Genomic DNA, 20,541 nt, shown 5'->3' on the forward strand with positions numbered 1-20,541 from the left:
AAACTGTGCCAATACTCGCTTTAGGAATTGAGGAACCCTAGGGAGCCCATCCAATAGCCAGCGGAAATAGTGTACTTATGAGTAAACTCTAAGAAAAGGAACCTAATTCTCACCCTCGGCAAAAGGATTATCCATGCGTTTGCGTTCCATCCTCACCCGCCCCTCGTCGAAAACCGAAGGCCACTTAGGCGCCCGCGCGAAGCGGGGTCGGTGGCAGGTTGGGGCGGTGGGCGTCATGACCATAGCAGCTTTAGCAATGACCAGCTGTTCGAGCGACGAACCGCAGGACAACACGGCGGCAAGCAGTACAAATAGGGGCGATGCGAAGGGCGGCGAGAAGGCGGAAGCAAAGGCCGACCCGACGCAGCAGGCGATCAATGCGTACAAGGATGTTTTGGATAATCCGGAAAAATACGAACGCGATTATTCTGACCGCGACGATTATTATCCGACAGGCACCTATTCTTATGCGTTGATTGAGGCGAATAATGATGAAGCTCCGGAGCTGCTGCTGAAAAACGATTGCAAGGAATTTTCTCCGGTGACTTTTATTGCAATCGGCAAGGACGGAAAGCCTTTCGCGTCAGACACTGCGCTGGTGACGGGCGCTGGATCAACCGGTTCCCGGGCTAATGTTGTGGCTTCGGGCGAGGGCGATGGCATTTTCGAGTGGGCTTATTCGTCTGGACGGCCGGAAGTTCCTACAACTCATTACACATTCGACGGCAAGCAGCTGACCAAGGGCGAGAGAAGCGAATGGAGCCAGGTCACGGGCACTCCGGCCGACCAGATCGAGCTGGAATGGTACGCCACCGACGACGCGAGCGGTCTAAAGAAAAACCAGTCTGGCCCTAATTTCGGCTCCGGCGAGTCTTCCGGAAAATCCGAAAACAAGGAAAAGAAAGGCAAGAAGAATAAGGGAAGGAAGCCGAATCCCGATCTGCCTGCGGGTTACGTAAAAAAGGACGATGCGGATAATGACGCCCCAGCCTCCGCGAATAAGAACCTCCCCGAAGGGGCATACGCGAAGGCCGGTGGGCCGATTCCTTCGGATGCTCTCGAAGCAACGGTTGTAAGGCGTTATAAGGAGTCTTACATGCACGACCGGGCGGTATTTCAGTCACCAAGCGGAAAAATCAAGTGTGCAGTAGACGCTTCTTTCGCAGGATGTGGAATTCCCTCTTACCGCGATACGAAACCCTACGGATACAGCAAAACCGTTGGTGCAAATTGGTGGGTGGATTTCAACAACTGGGAACTCATGTCGAGGGACGACGTACCGCCTTACGCTCCCGATGATGGAGGTTCAGAAATCGAGGATGTGCCCTACGGCAAAACCATTTACTTCGGCAACCATGTCTGTCACTCGGAATACAACGGCATGACGTGCTGGAACGCGAAAACCGGTAAGGGCGCGTTTATGAGTATCAGCAGGACGGAGTTCTTCGACTGACTTTCTAATAAACACTCTTATAATCCACCCCCATAGAAGGGTGTTTTCGGTTATCAGAATGATAGACCTTAGCCTTATAGCTCGATTACAAAATACGCTTGTTAAGCGATTTAAGGGTAAACAAACAACCTTAGAACTTCCCACAGTTCTATAATATTCACTTAGCCAACCTCTTCTTCGCAGCTCTTTAACTAGCGTCGGAATCGAGCCAAAACGCTCAATCCATCGAGAGAACAAGGAGTATAACTATGCGTAAGAAGCGCATCGCAACAGGCACTCTAATTGCAGCCTCTGCAGTTCTGCCTATGTCACTCGCCCCAGCAAGCGCACAGGTCGCCACGAGCGCCGGAAGTCCTGGCACAATCATTACCCAGCCATACGGTTTTCTTAAAGACGTTGGAAAAGGAGCTGCCCAAGGCGCTGCCGGTGGTTGTATCGCTGGACTTCCTGAAGGTGGCATTGGTTGCGTCCCGGGAGCAGGAGTTGGCGCCGTTGGAGGAGCTGCCAGTGGTGCAATCGGCTGGGCTGCGGATAAGCTTTTCGGTGATTAATCGTTTGCACCTTGTCTGCCCTTAACAACCAAAGATCGGGGTCGGAGTAATCACAATCGGCCCCAGATGAAAGGAAAATCGCTATGTCTTCCACTAAGTCGTTTGGAGTACCTTCCACTCGATCCGCTGAGGCTCTTATTCAAGCTCTGCAGAGCATGCCCAACTACAAGGCTAAGGACGCAAACGGAACGGAGGCACGTGCACGCGTAGGCAGCGAGTTCCTTTTCCGCATGATCGGTGCAGGGATTTACAACAAGTACACCGCACCGGTAAAGGTGGATATCACAACGAACGGCAGCGAAGCTAACGTCACTTTGTCGGCGACCCCGAACATCAATATTGTCGCCAAAGACCGCGTGAACGAGTTTTTCAACCGGACCTTCAGCGAAATCGAACGGAACATCCGCGCTGCCGCATAGACCTATCAAGTCCCCTCCGATGCAACTCCTCACTGACTGCACGATAGGCCGCTCCAGCACCCCGCTGGCCAGCGGCCTCAACCTCGTTGTAACCCCCGGCAAGGTCTACCGCGTGACCGGCGCCAACGGCATCGGTAAATCCACGCTGGCGGATACCATCGTCGGCTTTATCCGCCCTCTCGAAGGTTCCCGCAACGCTTGTCTTCCCCTCCCCGGAACACGAGCTCACCAACACCTATTCGGCTATTTGCCGTCGCGCGTTAGCCCGCTACCCTCCCTGAACTTTCAGCAGTGGTGCCGAGCGATCTCCACAGGCTACGGCATCCAAGAGCAGCAGGTCGAGTCACTCTGGCAGCGCCTCGGTGGACGTGCCACTCAACGTAGTCGACTAGATCAGCTTTCCAGTGGCAACTTGCGCAAAGCCTTCGCCCTCAACGCCTTCGCGATCCCACGCAAGATCCTCATTCTCGACGAGCCTTTCGAGGAACTCGACTCCCACGGCCGCAAGACCATCGCCGAGCTCATCACAGAACAGGCTCGGGCCGGCGCCGCCGTCCTGGCGATTTCCCACACTGACTTCTCGCCGAAAGACCACATCCTCGAGCTAACTGAAGACGGCCTGCAGGAGCTATTCCAGTGACTTCCTTTCAACGCCTTGCACGCGAAGTCAACCTGGTTCGCCATTCGCACTGGCTCGAAGGCACCAAACATGGTCGCCTGCTGACTGTTCTTCGCATGGCTCCGGCTTGTCTGCTAGCCGTCCAAGCGATCCAAGCTCCGGTCATCGGCGCGGAGGACACTCAAGCCGCCCACGACGGCCAGCACATCCTACCCATTACCTTCGCACGCCTAGCCATTGCGTGGTTCTGCCTGCTCATGGTCCGCCCGCCGGACACAGCCTGCATCAACCTACGCCACCCATTACTTCCCGTCGGCCGCCCGGCAATCATCCTCGGTGCATTCCTCGGTTGGCGTTTCTGGGAGCTCCTCCCCGCTCTCGTCACAGCCGTCGTCGCGACCTTTGTGGCCTCGCGGACTCCCACTGACACCTCCGACGCGACCAATATCTCCGACGTTTTCGTGACCATCGCCCAGGGGCTCGCCATCGCAGTAATCGTGCTAGCTGTGATCGGCCTCGTCCGCCTGCTCTTCGACTCCTACCTCCGCGACATCCCCACTCTCACCAGTGTCTTTGTTGCACCAATCTTCTTCGCCGCCAGCCTTTCGCTCACCCCTCTTCCGCCAAACCTCACGGTGCTCTACATCGCCCCGGTTCTGACGTTGTTGGGTCTTAATTTGGGGTTTTATGACGCCTCCCTGCGCGCCACCTCGGCCGTCCCAGGCCTTGTCACGCACATGTATTGCTCGAAAGCTTTCGCATCCTCAACGCTGGCTGGCGCCGGCCTATTCATTGCGGGCATCATCTCCTCGGCTCCCTTGTGGCATTGTCTGGCGCTCGGTTCGGCGCTATCAGCTTGCTCCCTGCTGTGGTGGCGCATCGTATGGGCGTGTAGCAGGGGGGCGACCTTCGGATTCACGCTACTTATCCAGGCGGTACTCCTCGGCGGGTTTGTCGGATTCATCAGCGCGCCCTCTGCGTTCCACTACCCACCCGCCCGAGGGGCGTTAGTTGCAGCCGTCGCTCTGGTCGGAGGCTGCGGCGTCATCGGCTTAAAGAACCTGGGCACAAAGAAAGCGCCGGGAGAAAAGCTCTCCCGGCGCCTCGCTCAGATCAGCGTCTAGCGCTAGCGCAACTAACAGCTACTTCGCAGCCTGCACGCGATCCTTCAGACCCTGGAACTCGTCCCACACCTCGGACGGAACCTTCGGACCCAGGAACTTCAGCCATTCCTCATTGTCGGCCAGGTCGCGCTCCCAGTCAGCCGGGTTCACGGACAGTGCCTCGCGGATGTCCTCCTCCGTCTCCTTCAGGCCATCGGTGTAGATATCCTCGTAGCGGGCGGTGTAGCCAACGACGGTTTCGTCGGCCTCCACGCGGCCTTCGATGCGGTCGACGATCCACTTCAGCACGCGGGAGTTCTCGCCGAAGCCCGGCCACAGGAAGCGGCCGTCCTCGCCACGGCGGAACCAGTTGACCAGGAAGACCTCTGGCATCTTGTCGCCGCCCTTGTTGCCCATGTCGATCCAGTGCTGCAGGTAGTCACCGGCGTTGTAGCCGATGAACGGCAGCATGGCCATCGGGTCGTGGCGCAGGGAGCCAACGGCAGCCTCCGCAGCAGCCGCGGTCTGGCCGGAAGCGAGGGTGGCGCCGATGAACGTGGCGTGGTTCCAGTCGCGGGCCTGGGTAACCAGCGGCACGGTGTCCGCACGGCGACCGCCGAACAGGATGGCGGAAACCGGCACGCCCTTCGGGTCGTTGAACTCCGGTGCGGCAACCGGGCACTGCTCGATTGGCACACAGTAGCGGGAGTTCGGGTGCGCGGCCTTGTTGCCGGAATCCGGGGTCCACTCGTTGCCCAGCCAGTCGATGAGGTGCTGCGGCTCACCTTCCTTGGACTCCCACCAGACGTCCCCGTCGTCGGTCAGGCCGACGTTGGTGTACAGGGTGTTGCCCGGCTCCATGGACTTCATAGCCATCGGGTTGGAGGCGTAGTTGGTGCCCGGTGCCACGCCGAAGAAGCCGTTCTCCGGGTTCACGGCGTACAGGCGGCCGTCCTCGCCGAAGCGCAGCCATGCGATGTCGTCGCCGACGACCTCTGCGCGCCAGCCCGGGATGGTCGGCTGGATCATGGCCAGGTTGGTCTTGCCGCATGCGGACGGGAAGGCCGCACAGATGTAGTAGGCCTTTTCCTCCGGGCTGATCAGCTTCAGGATCAGCATGTGCTCTGCCATCCAGTCCTCGTCGCGCGCCATGGCGGAAGCAATGCGCAGTGCGTAGCACTTCTTAGCCAGGATGGCGTTGCCGCCGTAACCGGAGCCGTAGGACCAGATCTCGCGATCCTCCGGGAAGTGGGTGATGTATTTCGTGTCGTTGCACGGCCAGGTGGAGTCTTCCTGCCCTGGCTCCAGCGGCGCGCCCACGGAGTGCAGGCCCTTCACGAACTCGCCGTTCTCGCCGATCTTGTCCAGAGCTTCCTTACCCATACGGGTCATGATGCGCATGGACATAACCACGTACGGGGAGTCGGTAATCTCGATGCCTAGCTTCGGGGACGGGTCGGTAATCGGGCCCATGCAGAAAGGCACGATGTACATGCGGCGGCCCTTCATGGAGCCGGAGAAGTGCTCGCGCATTTCGGCGCGCATCTGCTCCGGGTCCATCCAATTGTTGGTGGGGCCGGCGTCTTCCTCAGTCTTAGAGCAGATGAAGGTGCGGGATTCCACGCGCGCAACGTCAGACGGGTTGGAGCGCGCCAGGAAGGAGTTCGGCTGCGCCTCTTCGTCCAGCTTGATCAGGGTGCCGTGCTCGACCAGCTGCTCTGCCAGCTGGTTCCACTCCTCCTCGGAGCCGTCACAAAACACGACCGATTCCGGCTGGAAGAGCTCCACAGCCTCCTCGATCCAATTCAGCATCTCCTGGTTCTTGGTGGGTGCCTTGCCGACAAGCCCTCGAATTGTCATCGATATTCTCCCTACGTTTTTGTTTCCCACAACCCGACTCAGCCACATATGCGCAAAATGCACTAGCCAGCCGTATGTTTAAACGTCCTGTTCAAACGCGGTTGTATTCACCTAAAGTCTACTAAAACCTGCGATATTTAGGCGCACGGTATCGCTTTGATCTGTAATTTTCCGGGTCTGCGCATTGGCACACGAGTCCCCTTGCACCCCCAGACTATCGCGTTGCCCAGGGGTGTTGTTCGGTTCTGGTGCCTGTGGACGCAGATCACACCCGCACTAACCCCATTCACCCCGATCAACGCATTTCCAGGCGTCCGTTTCCCACTGCCCACCCCCCGTATCGGGGGTGTTCTTGTTGTTTCTTAGTGACGCCCCCTCGGCCTCCCCCGGCTCAATCCATCGCCAGGCTGACCATTGTCCGTCGTAGGACACTGTGGAAACGTAGTCCACTTTGCCGTCCCCATCCGTATCGCTGAGGATGCTCATTCCGCGGTCGTCGGCAATGGTGACGGACTCTTCGACTCCGCCCCAACCCCGACCGGTTCCGTCTGCGCCGGTAGCGGCTCCCCGGTTGGGGTTGTGGGCATTGGGATCGTGGGAGTTGAGCGCGTCGACAAAGTACTCGCGCCCCTTAAATTCGACGGTCAGCCCACCACCCAAACCATCGCTAAGACCATCGCCGAGCCCATCGCCCAGCGCAGAGGGCAGTGCACTGTGCAGCACACCCTGCAGTCCGTGCCCTTCGACCAGATCCGCCAGAGGATTCTGCGGCACAGCGCCTTCCGGGGAATCAAACATCCCGTCAAACATGTCCATGCTCATCAGCGCACCTCCATAGCCAGGTTGCGGATCCGTGGCGCTACCGGCGGGATGTCTAGGCGAGCAACAACTTCCGTCACCACGCCCGCCCAGTGCTGGCGCAGCACAGCGGATTCCTTAGCTGCACGAGTCTTCCACGCCTCGTGGCGCAACATCGCCAGCCGCGCGCCGACCACGGCCAACGCCACCAGCAGCCCGACCACGATTCCAGCAATCACCCCGAAGATCCTGCCGACCATCGTCCCCAGGCCTAATCCCGCTGCAATGCCCGCCGCAGCCACTGGCACCAGGCTGGCTCGTGCCCCGGCCACCACCGTCGGTCGCGCCGGCGGCTGCACCTGAGTTTCGGGAAGTGGTGGAAACAGCGCCCCCTGTTCCAGTACTGCCAAGCGCAGACGAGCCATGAAGGCAGAGTGCAGGTCCTCGAAATCCTCACGGTTGCCTGCAGATCGCTCGCTTTCCTCGGCCGTATCTAACACCTCCTGGGCGATCCGGGTGGCGCTCAGCCGCGTGGCAATGCGCACCCGGTCTAGGCGCTCTGCATCCGCCCGGCGCGCATCGACCTCCCACTCCTCCAGATCCACTCCCAGCTCATGGATCCAATCGCATACCTCGTCCACGCCCTCGCACCAGACCCAACCTGGGGTGTCGACCCACGCGGACGAGGGGGCGTCACTACCAAAGGGCCACAACAGCACCACGCCCATGGCCTGCGCGACTGCCCGGGCGACCTCCCGATCCTCCGGGGTGGCGCTGCTGACCACCGCAACGACGATATCGGGGCGCTGCTGCGGGCCAGCACCCTCGATGACCTCTAACTTTTCCCCTGCCTTACCTGCTGTTCTTTCCACCCGCGCACGCAACAGCGCCGCACATTCGGCTACTGCGCGCCCATCCGGGCCGATGACGGAAATAGTCTTCCCCACTTTGTTAAGTCCCCCACTTGGCTTAAGACATTCTGCAGCCTGTCTGCAAGAATGGTCTAGATGAATAATTCCGATGACACTTCAGGCAGCCTTCCCCCAGGCCGCCCGCTACAGACACAGTTTAACGACGGTCGCGACTATCCGCGACTGGGCAATTTCAGCTTTCGCCGCGGCACCTTGACCGACAACCAAGAGGCGCTGTGGAACGAACACTGGCCGGAGCTGGGCAAAGTGCTTGCCGATGAGGTCATCGACCTTCCCGAATGGTTCGGCCGCGATGCTGAAACAATTGTGGAAATTGGTTCCGGAACGGGCACCTCGACCGCCGCGATGGCGCCGCTGGAAGCAGATAAAAACATCGTCGCCGTCGAGCTTTACCGCCCCGGGCTGGCCAAGCTGCTGGGCTCGCTGGTGCGCGGGGACATCCACAACGTGCGCATGATCCGCGGCGACGGGGTCGAAGTCTTGCAGCGCATGTTCGCACCCGAATCGCTGTCCGGCGTGCGCATTTACTTCCCGGATCCATGGCCGAAGGCGCGCCACCACAAGCGGCGCATCGTACAATCCGGCACGCTGCACCTGATCGCCTCCCGATTGAAGCCGGGCGGCATTCTGCACATCGCCACCGATCACGCGGACTACGCGGAGTGGATCGACGAATTGGTACAGGTCGAAGAGCAGCTGGAGTACCTGGGCTGGCCCGAGAACCAGTCGGACATTCCACAGCTGACGGACCGGCAGGTCATCACGAAATTCGAGGGCAAGGGGCTGGACAAAGAGCACGTGATCCGCGAATACCTGTGGCGGAAGAAATAGCTAACACACCCCGAAAGGTTTGCCATTCGCCCTGGTCGGGTTCGTAGACTATAGGGAAATCTGCCAGGAAGGGTCTGGCGAAAAGGAAAGGATCTTACGTTGTTTAGCTCTTGGGGCGATGTCGCCTACCGGTTCCGCCGGCTGATCCCTCTGGTGATCATTGCGGCGATCCTGGTGCTGTATGTCGTCGCCGGGCTGAAACTGGCCGACCGGATGAGCCAGGAGGGGTGGGACGACCCCCACTCGCAGTCCACGAAGGCCGCGCAGATCGAGCAAGACGTTTTTGGTCGGGACGCCAACGGGGACGTCATCCTGATGGTCACCGGCGACAAGCCGGGGTCCGCTACCTCTGACGAGGTCAAGCAGGCCATGACCCAGCAGATTGATCAGCTGCGCAAGGATCACCCCGCTGAGATCGGTGGGGTGACCAGCTTCTTTAACCGCGGTCCGGCCGCCATGGCCAACCCGGATGGCACTGCCGCTTTTGCAGCCATCGGGCTGAAGGGCGTGGAAGATGACGTGCTGATCAACTTCCGCAAGATCGAGGATGACCTGCGTGCTATCAGCGCCCCTGGCGTGGATGTGAAGATCGCCGGCGCCACAGCGGTCTCTGACTCTTTGGACGAGGGCATGGCCGGGGATATCCACCGCGCCGAGGTCTACGCCCTGCCCGCCGTCGGTCTGCTGCTGCTGATCGTCTTCGGCGGGTTGATCGCCGCGTTTATGCCGCTGCTGGTGGGCGGCCTGTCGATCCTGGGCTCCATGGGTGTGCTGGCGATCCTGGCCAGCTTCACGCAGATCAACGTCTTCGCCCAGTCGGTCGTCACGCTGCTGGGCCTGGGCCTGGCCATCGACTACGGCCTGTTCATGGTCTCCCGCTTCCGCGAGGAAATGGCCGAGGGCAACGACACGCGCACCGCTGTGCGCAACACCACTGCGACCGCAGGCAAGACCGTGGTGTTCTCCGCGGCAATGGTGGCCGTGGCGCTGTCCGGGCTGTTCATCTTCCCACAGGCCTTCCTGAAGTCCGTGGCCTTCGGCGCGATCTCTGCCGTGGGGCTGGCGGCACTGCTGTCCGTGGCCGTGCTGCCGAGTATCTTCGCGATGCTGGGGCCGAACATCGACAAGTGGTCCTTCAAAAAGAAGCGCGACCGCCGCCGTTCCGAGCAGGTCAACGGCATCTGGGGCCGCATCCCGGCCTTCGCCATGCGCCACTCCAAGCTGTTCACGGTCGCCATCGTCGGCGGTCTGTTGCTGGTGGCAGTGCCGATTGCGGGTATCAAGCTGGGTGGCATCAACGAGACCTACCTGCCGCCGTCGAACCAGACCCGCGTGAACCAGGAAGAGTTCACGGAGAAATTCCCGCAGTTCCGCACCGACCCGATCAAGCTGGTCATCGAGGGTGATTCCCAGGCCGTGGGCGCGGTCTACCAGGAGGCCAATGCTGTGCCTGGCCTGACCGCCCCGTTCCAGGTTTCCCGCCCCACGAAGGACGGCGTGACTGTGCTGTCCACCGGCATTGCGGAGCGCAAGGATAACGACCGCATCGTCGGCGCACTGGAGGACATCAACGTCGACGGCGCCAACGTGTACGTCGCCGGCACTCCTGCCCTGGAGGTCGAGTCCATCGACGCGCTGTTCGAGAAGCTGCCGTGGATGCTGTTGTATATCGTGCTGGTCAGCTTCGTCCTGATGGCCATGATCTTCGGCTCGCTGATCATTCCCGCCAAGGCCGTGATCATGAACATCCTGGGCACCGGCGCGACCCTTGGCCTGCTGACGTTGATCTTCGTCGACGGCCACGGCGCCGGCATGTTTAACTTCACCGCCGGACCGCTGACTTCGCCGGTGCTAGTGCTGATCATCGCCATCGTCTTCGGCCTATCGACGGACTACGAGGTGTTCCTGGTTTCCCGCATGGTGGAGGCCCGCGCCCGTGGTGCCTCCACGGATCAGGCGATCCGCTTCGGCACGGCCACCACCGGCAGCATCATTACCGCTGCTGCGTTGATCATGATTGTGGTCTGCGGCGCCTTCGGTTTCTCGTCGATCGTGATGATGAAGTACATCGCCTTTGGCATGGTCATCGCGCTGATCTTCGATGCGACGATCATCCGCATGCTCCTCGTGCCCTCCATCATGCACCTGCTCGGCCCGGACAACTGGTGGGCACCGCGATGGGTCAAGCGCCTATCGGAGAAGGTCGGGCACAACGAGCAGCTGGAACCCTCGCCGCGCGAGGCAGCGACGGCTTCCCGTTCGTCGCAGGTGACGGTTGCGGAGCTTTCTGGTGTGGACGCCATCGCCCCCGTGCCCGCCCAGCATTCCGGTGATGCTCCCGCACGCCAGCGGGATCTGCCCTTCGCGGAGCTGATGCGCCGGGTGGAAGGCCAGCGCAACAATGACGGCAACGGCGAAGGCGGCGGTGAAGGCGACGTTGAAGGCGACGGGAATATGGACGAAAGGGGCATGAATGAGTAGCCTCTGGCGGCGCGCAGATGTGCGGGCACTGTTATCCCTGGCTCTGATCGGTCTGATCGCTTTCGTCGCCCGGGAACACCTGCACTTCATCGGCGAGGGTTGGCGGGAGCTTGCCCACGCCGATAAACGCTGGATCGCGCTCGCCGTCGTGGCGCTGGCGCTCTCCATGGTCGCGCAGGCCGAGGTGATGGTGGTGCTTCTGCGCAGCGCCGGTGTGAAGGTAAAGCGCACAACCGTGAACTGGCTGGGCCTGGCCGCTAACTCCTGGTCCTCTACATTCCCCGGCGGCCCGGCGCTTTCGGCAGCCATGATCTTCCGCGAACAGCTGAAGTGGGGTGCCACACCCGTTATCGCCAGCTGGTACATGCTGCTGTCCGGCGCCCTGGCCGGTGGCGGCATGGCGATCCTGGCCATCGGCGCAGTGTTTTTCCTCGGCCTGACCGTGAAGCCGGTAACCGTGGCTCTGTCCCTCCTCGCCCTGGTCGCACTGGCACTCCTAACCAACTGGGTGGCCAAGAATCGCGACGTGGTGGAGCGGTGGCTCGTCAACAGGCTGCGCACCTACAACACCCGCCGCGGCAAGCCCGCCGACCGCTTCACCGACAGCGTCCGTGGATTCTCCCGCCAGCTGTCCGCCGTGGAGCTACCACTGCCGAAGCTCGCGGCCGCTATTGCCGCCAGCTTGGGCAACTGGATTTTCGAAATCCTGTGTCTGTTGGCCTGCATCTACGCCGTCGGCGCCACCCCGCCCATCGCCGGCGCAGTGCTGGCCTTCCTGACCGCCAAGCTGGTGGGTCAGGCGCAGGTCACCCCCGGTGGCCTGGGGCCAGTGGATGTTGCTCTGACCAGTGCGCTGGTGGGATTCGGCACGCTTACCTCCGTCCAGGCGTTCGGGGCGGTGATCGTTTTCCGTATGCTCAGCTTCGTGGGTCTGACCATCGTGGGCTGGATCGTGTTCTTTGCCACCAAGATGGTCAACCCCAAGGGCGAGGCTGAACAGGTCGCGGCGGACAATGGGCGTCCTCAAGAAAAAGTGCAAGAGCCGGTCGGCGAAGCACAATAGAAAAAGACAGTAAGATACGAGGCCATGAGCACCCCCACTAACACCGCCACCGGCGGTCTACCTGGCAAGACGCAACGCTCGCCAGTGATGGCGCTGAGCTTCGACGTCCTCGCCGTACTGCTGTTTGCCCTGCTAGCACGCATTGCGCACAATACCCCAGAGATGCCACTGAGCTTCACCGGTTGGCTGGATACCTCCTGGCCATTCCTGATCGGGGTGGCGATCGTGTGGGCGCTGCTGTGGATCGGCGTGGTGCGGCCGCGAAAAAGCGCGCAGGTCACGGGCGCGGACGGCTTCAGTGGCTTCGAGTTCTCTACGGGCGCGATGGTGTGGATCACCAATGTGATCGTAGGGTTGGGAATCTGGGGAATTCGCCACGGGGAGGTTCCGCACTGGTCGTTCATGATCGTGGCGACCGTGATGAGCGGCCTGCTACTGTTCGGCTGGCGCGGGATGTTCCGCTTGGGTCGGCTGCGTAGGCTTTCGCGCATGAAGCGCATGGGGCGGATGTTCAACAAGTAGACGTCCGCTCGCGTCAAGGAACGTTCGAAGCACACTTCAACGAATTAACCTGACGTACACCTTGGCGCAATACGGGGTTCTTTCACGTTGCTTAAAGTCTTTTGAGGTATCTGCACAGTTAGCTGTGCTGATGAGCTGAAACCCCAACAAGACTATGGCCAACCACATCTAGACGAACGACATTGTGTGGGCATGGCCGACTGCAAAAATCGAGGAGAGATCCCCCATGGGCCTGAAGGGTCGCAATCTGCTGAAGAAAATGGACTTCACGTCTAGCCGTTCCCACCGCACCTGTGTGTACAAGTGTGGCGACGCTTGCTCCAAGCCGGTGAACAATAAGTCCGACAACAACTACTTTATGGATCTGATCCAGGGCACCTTCTCGCGCCGCAGCGCACTGCGCGCAGGTGGCGCAGCAGTCGTTACCGTCGGCGGTGCTTCCTTCCTGGCAGCCTGCAGCGACGACAACGGTGAGGGTGGCGCAAAGGGCGGCAACGGCGAGAACAAGGGTGGCAACGGTTCCGGCAACGCCGACGCACCGGACGGCCTGAAGTTCGAGATGGTCGAGCCGAACACCAAGGACGAAGTCGTCGTTCCGGCTGGCTATAAGTCCGAGGTCGTTATCCGCTGGGGCGACCCGGTGGTTGAGGGCGCCAAGGAATTCGACGTTGACAACCAGACCGCGGAACAGGCCGCCAAGCAGTACGGCTTCAACTGTGACTTTGCGGCGCTGCTGCCGATCGAGGGAGAGAACAACCGCTTCCTGCTGGTCTCCAACCACGAGTACTCCACCCCGCAGCAGATGATCCCAGACTACGACCTGGAGAACCCCTCCAAGGAGCACGTCGACATCGAGCTGGCTAGCCACGGCATGTCCATCGTCGAGGTTGAGGGCAACGACAAGGACGGCAAGCTGAAGCCCGTCATGGGCAAGTACAACCGCCGCCTGACCGGCACCACCGAGTTCGAGCTGCGTGGCCCGATCGTTGGCCACAAGCTGGTGAAGACCTCTGACGACAAGGAAGGCAAGATCGTCAAGGGCACCTTCAACAACTGCTCCGGTGGCGTGACTCCATGGGGCACCATCCTGTCCGGCGAGGAGAACGTTGACCAGTACTTCGCTGGTGGAGAGAACGTTAAGGACGAGAAGGTACGCGAGCGCCTGAGCCGCTACGGCATCGAGGACGCCAAGACCGCTCGTCAGTGGGAAAAGCACTACGACCGCTTCGACGTGACCAAGGAGCCGAACGAGCCGCACCGCTTCAACTACGTGGTTGAGGTGAACCCGTGGGATCCGAAGTCCACCCCGGTCAAGCACACCGCCCTGGGTCGTTTCAAGCACGAGGGCTCCAACATCCACGTCACCAACGACGGCACCGTGGTTGCATACTCCGGCGATGACTCCCGCTTCGAGTACATCTACAAGTTCGTCTCCTCCCGCAAGATCCGCAGCGGTAACACCGACAAGGATCGCGAGGAGAACATGAAGATCCTGGACGAGGGCACCCTGTATGTTGCCACTTTCGAGGGCAACAACAAGGACTTCGACGAGAACAACCCGCCGAAGGGCGAGAAGTTCGACGGCACCGGCAAGTGGATCAAGCTGGTCACCGTCAAGGAGGACGGCTCCGCCGAGTCCCACGTCGACGGCATGTCCGCCGAAGAGGTCATCGTCTTCACCCGTGAGGCTGGCGACAAGGTCGGGGCTACCAAGATGGACCGCCCGGAGGATGTCGAGCCGCACCCGACCACCGGCAAGGTCTACGCCGCACTGACCAACAACAAGTACCGCGGCACGCAGGAAGAAGGCAAGAACAAGGAGGGTGTTCGCGAGTACGCCCCGGTCAAGGAAAACAAGAACGGTATGGTCATCGAGATCGAAGATGACTTCACCGGCGAAGACCTCAAGTGGAACCTGCTGCTGGTTTGTGGTGACCCGGACGAGGCCGAGACCTACTTCGGTGGCTTCGACAAGTCCAAGGTCTCCCCGATCTCCTGCCCGGACAACGTCACCTTCGACTCCTTCGGCAACCTGTGGGTCTCCACCGACGGCAACGCCCTGGAATCCAACGACGGCCTGTTCGCCGTCTCCCTGGAAGGCGAGACCCGCGGCCTGACCAAGCAGTTCCTGACCGTCCCGGCCGGCGCCGAGACCTGTGGCCCGCTGGTCTTCGACAAGCGCGTGCTGGTCAACGTTCAGCACCCGGGTGAAGATGAGGAAGCTACCGTCAAGACCTCCAAGTCCCACTGGCCGGATGGCGGCGACTCCATCGCCCGCCCGGCTACCGTGGTTGCGTGGAAGGAAGACTTCGGCACCATCGGCGCTTAAGTTGTTGGGTTAGCTGCCTAACCCTCCCCAGCTCCCTCTCGCGGTTTTCCTCGAGAGGGAGCTTTTCTATACCGTGGATCGAGTAGAGCGAAAGGAGCACCAACGGTGACCGGCCCCCGCGAAGACACCGAGACCACCAACGGCATTCGCCCTCTCACACCGGAGGACAACGGCTACAAGAAGGCCCTCATCGCCTCCCTGTGCTCGGGTCTGGCTTCGTACAACGCCCTGTACGCCACCCAAGCAGTTCTCCCGGCACTGTCGGAGGACTTCGGTGTTTCCCCCTCGCTGGCTGCGCTGACGGTCTCCGCCACCACGGGTGGTCTGGCGCTCATGGTCATTCCGCTCAGCATTGTCTCCGAGCGCTTCGGCCGGCGCCGGGTGATCCAGGCATCCGTCCTGGCAGCTACCCTCTTCTCCCTGGCGCTAGTCACGCTGCCGTCGATCCAGTCGATCATCGCGGTGCGCCTCCTGCAGGGCATCGCCGTAGCGGGCGTGCCAGCCGTGACCATGGCCTTCCTCTCGGAAGAAATCGACCGGCGCTACCTCCCCCGCATCATGGGTTTCTATATCGCGGGTAATTCGCTGGGCGGCCTCATCGGCAGGCTTATCCCAGGCATCGCCCTGGAGTTCACGGATTGGCGCCTAGCCACCCTCCTGAGCGCGATCTTTGCCTTCGCGATGGCCCTGATGACCACCTGGGTGCTGCCCAAGCAGCGCTTCTTCACCCCGAAGAGAATCACGCTCGCCCACGAGCTGCAGGCCTTCGCCAATCATCTGCGCGACCCTATCCTGCTGAAACTCTTCCTTCTGCCGTTCCTGCTGATGGGCAGTTTCGTTTCCCTGTACAACTACATGACCTTCCGGCTGATCAACACCTTCGGCCTGCCGGAATCCCTCGCCGCGCTCGTGTTCATCATCTACTTGTCGGGCACCTGGACTTCCACGCGCACGGGCACGATGGTCAATCGCTACGGCCAGGCGAAGGTCGTGGTCGCCTGCATCGCCCTGGCACTGGTAGGCCTCTTCCTGGCCTTCATCCCGACTGTCCCCACCACGCTCGCGGCCGTGCTACTGTTCACCGCCACATTCTTCCCCGCCCACTCGATCTCCAGCGCGTGGGTCGGCGAGGTCGCACGGCAGGATCGCGCCGAGGCTTCGAGCATCTACATCCTGAGCTACTACCTCGGTTCCTCTATCATCGGCTGGGTCTCCGGCTATTTCTTCGCCCACAGCTGGGGATTGCTGGTCTCTTGGTTGATTCTGTTGACCCTTATCGCCCTGGTCACGGCCCTTGCCGCCATGCGGCGCGATAAGGCTATTTCTTCTTGACGCCCCCACGCCCCAACCGCTCTTTATTCCAGAAAAATATTAAGAATAGTTGATTTTTTTACATAGAAAACCTCCTACCGCCGTGCGGTGTGTCTAAGATCACTCGCATGGGACATACTCGCAAACTTCGATTCGCATCGATCTTCGGTGTAGGGATGCTGGCTACCGCTGGGATGGGCGTCGCAGTCGCTCAGGGTGGCGTCTCTGCACACCTCGCACTATCCGGCACGATCTTCAATATGGAGGTCGGTGAGCTGGACGGTAAGGGCTTCGACCTCTTCACCGACGTTGACGAGATGCACAATGGCAAAGAAGCTATCTCCCGCCTGCGCATTAAGGATGCCAAGGTGACGGACGTCTGCATGACGGCACCGATAAAGATCCCCGGCGTTGGGGAAAAGAAGTTCCAAATGACCGTTCCGGGGCAGAACTTCTCCGCGGAGAACATGCTGATCGGCGCGCGCAAGCTCTCCGGTGATCTAACCCTGATTAACCCGCAAATCGGCGTTGATGCCGGCAAGATTGATAAAGACGCTCCGGACGGTGGCTGGGGTATCTTCGCCGACTCCCTGCAAGCGAAGGGGCAGGGAATCGAGGCGACCTCTCTGTCTGCGGATAAGATGACCGCCGGCGGCAGCAAGATTGCAATTGTGGATAGTGACAATGCCGAGTGCTAACCCCAGCGGTTTCGGTCATTGGCGCCGCAACCGGCCATTCGGGGCAGGGCTATTCATGCTGCTGTCGGGCATCATCATGATCGTTCCGGCATACCTGTCGTTCGAGGTATCGAACATCGTCATCCAGGTCTCCACGATCTCCGGCGTGTCCACCCTGTTGATCGGCGCGTTGTTGATCACCTCTGGACTGATGACGTGGTTCAAGCCAGACACTCGCCTGCTCACGGGCGTAGCCTCCCTGATCCTCGGAATCGTGGCGCTTCCCATGTCGAACATCGGCGGCTTCGTTCTGGGCACCTTGTGCGCCGTTATCGGTGGAGCTTTGGCGCTGTCGTGGACGGAGGAAGAAAAGCCGCCTAAGGGCGTCAAGAAAAGGAAGGTAGATGAGCAAGCAGCGTAAACGCGGCAGCTCCAGCGCTGCGAAGGCCGTCGTTGCAGCGGCGTCGATGTGCGGGCTGGTGGCGGCGCTGGCGGTCGAGGTTACCCCGAGCGCCGAGGCGCAATTGCAGCTGCCACCGCCTCCTGCGCTTCCGGCTCCGCCGCCACCTCCGAAGCTTCCGCCACCTCCAAAGCTCCCGGCGCCCCCGGCTCCTCCCGAGGTGCCGGAGAACCTGCGGGTGGACCTCACCCCACCGGGGCCGATCAAGGGCGAGAAGCCCGTTCAGCAGGGCACCTACGTCATCAAGGCGGACAACACGCGCCTGCTGGGGCACGTCAAAATGTCGCTGGTGCAGCAGCCCACACCCCAGGGGCCTAAGCCGGCACTGCGCATTGATGCGGACAAGGCGATCCTGACGAACCTGTCGGTGCAGTTCCCCACGCCGGGAGCTGGGCCTGAAGGCGGAATCTGGCAGCGGACTGGTCCGGGGCAGACTACGACGCTCACCGGGCATTTTCACATCGTGGTGAGTTCGCTGAACGTCACGCCTCGCGTGGCTGGCCTGCCGCTGATCCCGCTGCCAATCGATGCCAACATGGCACCGAAGGAGCTGCAGGAAGCAGCAAAGAAAATCGGCCTTGGCACTCCGGATGCTCTCTCCGAACACCTGGAAATGACCAACGGCACGATGCACACGTATTTCGTGAAGGCCGACGAGCTGAAGCTGCCTGCCAGCACAAAGATCGGGATATAGTCGGCCACAGCGATGCTGCATGCATTCATCGATGAGTCAGAGTCGGGAGCCAACTATTTCTTTCTTGGCGCGCTCATTGTCCGCCAAGAAAACCTGGCCAAACTAAACCAAGCGCTGGACAAAATAATGGTGGAGTTTTCCTCCACGACTTCAGTCCAACCGGAGGCTGAGTTACATGGCTATGACATGATGCAGCAAAAAGGTGACTGGAATGGCATCCCCCTCCGACTTGCCACAGCAGTCTTTACACAGGCGATGAAGGCGATCGACGCCTATGCGGATGCATTTTATGGAGAGGGGATAGACAGGGTTAAACAGGCCGAGCGGTACAGAGTTCTTTACCACCACCGCACGGTCGCTATTGGTTACGTCTTAGAGCGAATTCAAGAGCATGCAAAGCGTCTAGACGAAAGGGCAATTGCCTACCTGGACAACCACTACACCGCACCCGAAGGCCGCAAGGAGTTCATCCAATACAAGAGCAAGGGAACCTTCGGCTACAGAAGCTCAAAACTCGACAGAATCGACGAGATGGATTTCTATGATTCCCGAAGCTATCGCGGGCTCCAGGCGGCAGATCTCTGCACCTATATTTACAACCGCACTGTGACCTGTACGCACGCCGCTCCCAAGGCACTCAAAACACAAAACTTACTTTGGGAAATGATCGCGACAATTCGAAACGAAGGGCGCTGCCGGATCTGGCCTTAGATGCACGAAACCCGCCGGTCAATCCGGCGGGTTCGGCGATGTGGAGTCGCTTACAGGCGATCTCTACATTCATCATCCTACGGGCAGCAATCCAGTGGATCAACTACTTTCACCGATCAAAACCAGCTACATCGGCATGATGGTGTGCTTCTTCGGTGGCTCCTGTACCTGCTTGTTGCGCAGCTGACGCATCGCTTGACGCAGTCGGATACGTGTCTGGTCCGGAGTGATCACGGAGTCCACGTAGCCACGCTCGGCCGCCACATAAGGACTGGTCATGTTGGCGTTATAGAAGTCCATGAACATTTTCTTGGCGGCGGGGCGCTGCTCCTCCGGCATGGCAGCCAGAGCCTTGCCCTGCATCATCACCACGGCAGCCTCCGCGCCCATCACGGCGATCTGCGCAGTCGGCCACACCAGGTTGATGTCCGCGCCCAGGTTCTTCGAGCCCATCACGGCATAGCCACCGCCGAAGGCCTTGCGCACCACCACGGTCACCTTCGGAACCGTCGCTTCGACCGTGGCGAAGCCCAGCTTTGCCCCGCGGTGAATCAGGCCAGCCTTTTCCTGCTCCACGCCCGGCATGTATCCGGGTGTGTCCACAACCCAGACGAGGGGGACGTTGTAGGCGTCACAAATACGGATAAAGCGCGCAGCCTTATCCGCAGCGTCGGCGTCCAGGCAACCGGCCAGCTCCATCGGCTGGTTCGCCACCACGCCCACCGAGTGTCCGTCGATACGAGCGAAGGCGGTGACGACGTTCGAGCCGTAGTCGCCCTGGACCTCCAGCACGTTGTCGTCGTCGAAGATGCGGGTCAGCACCTCCATGATGTCGTAGCCCGCGTTCGGGTCATCCGGGATGATGTCGTTCAGTTCGAAGTCGCGCTCAGTGAGCTCGTCGTTCGGCGCCCAGAACTCCGGAGTCTCGTCGAAGGTACTGGCAGGCAGGAAGTCCAGCAGATCCTTTACATAGTTAAACGCATCTTCTTCGCTGCTCGCGACGTAGGAAACGTTGCCGTTGCGGGCCTGTTGACGCGCACCGCCGAGCTCCTCCATCGAGATCTTCTCGCCGGTCACCGATTCGATCACGGCCGGGCCAGTGACGAACATCTGCGTACGACCTTCGACGGCCACCACGAAGTCGGTGGTCACGGGCGCATACACGGCACCGCCGGCGGACGGGCCAAGCAGAATGGAAATCTGCGGGGACTGGCCGCTCAGCGGCAGCTGGCGGCGGGAGATCTCGGAGTACATCGCCAGGGACATCACGGCGTCTTGAATGCGGGCGCCACCGGAATCGTTAATGCCGATCACCGGGCAGCCAATGCGAATGGCCATGTCCATGACCTCGCAGACCTTCTTGCCGAAGGTCTCACCTACCGAGCCGCCGTACACCGTCTTATCGTGGGCATATACCGCCACGGTACGGCCGCCGACCTGGCCGTAACCGGTCACCACGCCATCGCCGTAGGGGGCATCGTCCTCGCCGGGGGTGCGACCCAGGGCGCCGATCTCCACGAACGTGCCCTCGTCCAGCAACGCGGCAATACGCTGGCGGGGCGTGGTCAGCCCCGCTTCGTCGCGCCTTGCCTTTGCCTTCTCAGAGCCCGGATCCTGCGCCTGTTCCAGCCTGCGGTGCAGCTCCGCCAGCTTTTCGGCGGTGGTGCCGGTGGCGCCGGTGCCGGTGGCGCCGGTTGCTCCCTCGTCGGCAGCAGTCACAGTGAAAG

General features: G+C 60.7%; 18 protein-coding genes. 14 read left to right on the forward strand and 4 right to left on the reverse strand.

The genetic code is table 11. The annotated features are described in order from the left end of the window. Positions 1–133 precede the first annotated feature (133 nt). The 4 genes from CRD15_RS03140 (at position 134) to CRD15_RS03155 (ending at position 4,166) form a co-directional block, all read left to right on the forward strand. Positions 134–1,453 (forward strand): hypothetical protein, encoded by a 1,320-nt coding sequence (locus CRD15_RS03140; RefSeq protein ID WP_255463711.1) that lies wholly within the window; start codon positions 134–136, stop codon positions 1,451–1,453. 634 nt (positions 1,454–2,087) lie between these two features. Continuing rightward, positions 2,088–2,423, forward strand: a complete 336-nt coding sequence (locus CRD15_RS03145) for a hypothetical protein (protein ID WP_034981612.1) — start codon at positions 2,088–2,090, stop codon at positions 2,421–2,423. 19 nt (positions 2,424–2,442) lie between these two features. Continuing rightward, positions 2,443–3,063 carry an ATP-binding cassette domain-containing protein gene (locus CRD15_RS03150; RefSeq protein ID WP_034981610.1) on the forward strand — a complete coding sequence of 207 codons (621 nt, stop codon included), beginning with the start codon at positions 2,443–2,445 and terminating at the stop codon, positions 3,061–3,063. Then, entirely contained in the window at positions 3,060–4,166 is a 1,107-nt protein-coding gene (locus tag CRD15_RS03155) for a hypothetical protein (protein ID WP_034981607.1), read from the forward strand. The genes CRD15_RS03150 and CRD15_RS03155 overlap by 4 nt, the downstream gene beginning before the upstream one ends. An 18-nt stretch (positions 4,167–4,184) precedes the next feature. On the opposite strand, the gene CRD15_RS03160 is transcribed toward CRD15_RS03155, so the two are convergent. From CRD15_RS03160 to CRD15_RS03170, 3 genes are all read right to left on the reverse strand, one after another. After that, positions 4,185–6,005, reverse strand: a complete 1,821-nt coding sequence (locus CRD15_RS03160) for a phosphoenolpyruvate carboxykinase (GTP) (RefSeq protein WP_034981604.1) — start codon at positions 6,003–6,005, stop codon at positions 4,185–4,187. Positions 6,006–6,281: 276 nt separating this feature from the next. Next, positions 6,282–6,827: a DUF6802 family protein gene (locus CRD15_RS03165; protein WP_034981601.1), complete on the reverse strand. Its 546-nt coding sequence runs from the start codon at positions 6,825–6,827 to the stop codon at positions 6,282–6,284. Then, positions 6,827–7,750, reverse strand: a complete 924-nt coding sequence (locus tag CRD15_RS03170) for a hypothetical protein (protein ID WP_034976248.1) — start codon at positions 7,748–7,750, stop codon at positions 6,827–6,829. The genes CRD15_RS03165 and CRD15_RS03170 overlap by 1 nt, the downstream gene beginning before the upstream one ends. Before the next feature lie 60 nt (positions 7,751–7,810). Here CRD15_RS03170 and trmB point away from each other — a divergent pair, with 60 nt between their 5' ends. From trmB to CRD15_RS03220, 10 genes are all read left to right on the forward strand, one after another. Further along, complete coding sequence (gene trmB / locus CRD15_RS03175; RefSeq protein WP_034981598.1) at positions 7,811–8,566, forward strand: tRNA (guanosine(46)-N7)-methyltransferase TrmB; 756 nt, start codon at positions 7,811–7,813, stop codon at positions 8,564–8,566. Positions 8,567–8,665: 99 nt separating this feature from the next. After that, entirely contained in the window at positions 8,666–11,047 is a 2,382-nt protein-coding gene (locus CRD15_RS03180) for an MMPL family transporter (RefSeq protein WP_187401882.1), read from the forward strand. Then, entirely contained in the window at positions 11,040–12,110 is a 1,071-nt protein-coding gene (locus CRD15_RS03185; protein WP_187401883.1) for a YbhN family protein, read from the forward strand. Before CRD15_RS03180 ends, CRD15_RS03185 begins: the two co-directional genes overlap by 8 nt. A 24-nt stretch (positions 12,111–12,134) precedes the next feature. Next, positions 12,135–12,632, forward strand: a complete 498-nt coding sequence (locus CRD15_RS03190) for a DUF3054 domain-containing protein (protein WP_034994395.1) — start codon at positions 12,135–12,137, stop codon at positions 12,630–12,632. A gap of 226 nt (positions 12,633–12,858) precedes the next feature. Then, a complete protein-coding gene (locus CRD15_RS03195; RefSeq protein ID WP_034976255.1) occupies positions 12,859–14,961 on the forward strand; it encodes a PhoX family phosphatase in 2,103 nt (700 codons plus the stop codon). Between the two features lie 105 nt (positions 14,962–15,066). Then, positions 15,067–16,293: an MFS transporter gene (locus tag CRD15_RS03200; RefSeq protein WP_187401884.1), complete on the forward strand. Its 1,227-nt coding sequence runs from the start codon at positions 15,067–15,069 to the stop codon at positions 16,291–16,293. A gap of 107 nt (positions 16,294–16,400) precedes the next feature. Then, positions 16,401–16,970 carry a DUF6230 family protein gene (locus CRD15_RS03205; protein ID WP_034972603.1) on the forward strand — a complete coding sequence of 190 codons (570 nt, stop codon included), beginning with the start codon at positions 16,401–16,403 and terminating at the stop codon, positions 16,968–16,970. After that, positions 16,957–17,370, forward strand: a complete 414-nt coding sequence (locus CRD15_RS03210) for a DUF6114 domain-containing protein (protein WP_230580282.1) — start codon at positions 16,957–16,959, stop codon at positions 17,368–17,370. The genes CRD15_RS03205 and CRD15_RS03210 overlap by 14 nt, the downstream gene beginning before the upstream one ends. After that, positions 17,354–18,103: a hypothetical protein gene (locus CRD15_RS03215; RefSeq protein WP_187401885.1), complete on the forward strand. Its 750-nt coding sequence runs from the start codon at positions 17,354–17,356 to the stop codon at positions 18,101–18,103. The genes CRD15_RS03210 and CRD15_RS03215 overlap by 17 nt, the downstream gene beginning before the upstream one ends. A gap of 12 nt (positions 18,104–18,115) precedes the next feature. Then, the gene (locus CRD15_RS03220) at positions 18,116–18,814 is read left to right on the forward strand and encodes a DUF3800 domain-containing protein (RefSeq protein WP_187401886.1); all 699 of its coding nucleotides are present in this window, start codon (positions 18,116–18,118) and stop codon (positions 18,812–18,814) included. Positions 18,815–18,940: 126 nt separating this feature from the next. Here CRD15_RS03220 and CRD15_RS03225 read toward each other — a convergent pair whose 3' ends face one another. Further along, on the reverse strand, positions 18,941–20,533 hold the full coding sequence (locus CRD15_RS03225) for an acyl-CoA carboxylase subunit beta (RefSeq protein WP_043011703.1): 1,593 nt from the start codon (positions 20,531–20,533) through the stop codon (positions 18,941–18,943). Positions 20,534–20,541: the final 8 nt, after the last annotated feature.

The organism is Corynebacterium sp. LK28 (assembly GCF_014335105.1).
In the GTDB taxonomy this organism is placed as follows: domain Bacteria; phylum Actinomycetota; class Actinomycetes; order Mycobacteriales; family Mycobacteriaceae; genus Corynebacterium; species Corynebacterium macclintockiae.

Excerpts from the sequence above, each read along its gene's own strand:
- CRD15_RS03140 (WP_255463711.1), top strand. The coding sequence starts at position 134 with ATGCGTTTGCGTTCCATCCTCACCCGCCCCTCGTCGAAAACCGAAGGC.
- CRD15_RS03145 (WP_034981612.1), top strand. The coding sequence starts at position 2,088 with ATGTCTTCCACTAAGTCGTTTGGAGTACCTTCCACTCGATCCGCTGAG.
- CRD15_RS03150 (WP_034981610.1), top strand. The coding sequence starts at position 2,443 with ATGCAACTCCTCACTGACTGCACGATAGGCCGCTCCAGCACCCCGCTG.
- CRD15_RS03160 (WP_034981604.1), bottom strand. The coding sequence starts at position 6,005 with ATGACAATTCGAGGGCTTGTCGGCAAGGCACCCACCAAGAACCAGGAG.
- CRD15_RS03165 (WP_034981601.1), bottom strand. The coding sequence starts at position 6,827 with ATGAGCATGGACATGTTTGACGGGATGTTTGATTCCCCGGAAGGCGCT.
- trmB (WP_034981598.1), top strand. The coding sequence starts at position 7,811 with ATGAATAATTCCGATGACACTTCAGGCAGCCTTCCCCCAGGCCGCCCG.
- CRD15_RS03185 (WP_187401883.1), top strand. The coding sequence starts at position 11,040 with ATGAGTAGCCTCTGGCGGCGCGCAGATGTGCGGGCACTGTTATCCCTG.
- CRD15_RS03190 (WP_034994395.1), top strand. The coding sequence starts at position 12,135 with ATGAGCACCCCCACTAACACCGCCACCGGCGGTCTACCTGGCAAGACG.
- CRD15_RS03195 (WP_034976255.1), top strand. The coding sequence starts at position 12,859 with ATGGGCCTGAAGGGTCGCAATCTGCTGAAGAAAATGGACTTCACGTCT.
- CRD15_RS03205 (WP_034972603.1), top strand. The coding sequence starts at position 16,401 with ATGGGACATACTCGCAAACTTCGATTCGCATCGATCTTCGGTGTAGGG.
- CRD15_RS03210 (WP_230580282.1), top strand. The coding sequence starts at position 16,957 with ATGCCGAGTGCTAACCCCAGCGGTTTCGGTCATTGGCGCCGCAACCGG.
- CRD15_RS03215 (WP_187401885.1), top strand. The coding sequence starts at position 17,354 with ATGAGCAAGCAGCGTAAACGCGGCAGCTCCAGCGCTGCGAAGGCCGTC.
- CRD15_RS03220 (WP_187401886.1), top strand. The coding sequence starts at position 18,116 with ATGCTGCATGCATTCATCGATGAGTCAGAGTCGGGAGCCAACTATTTC.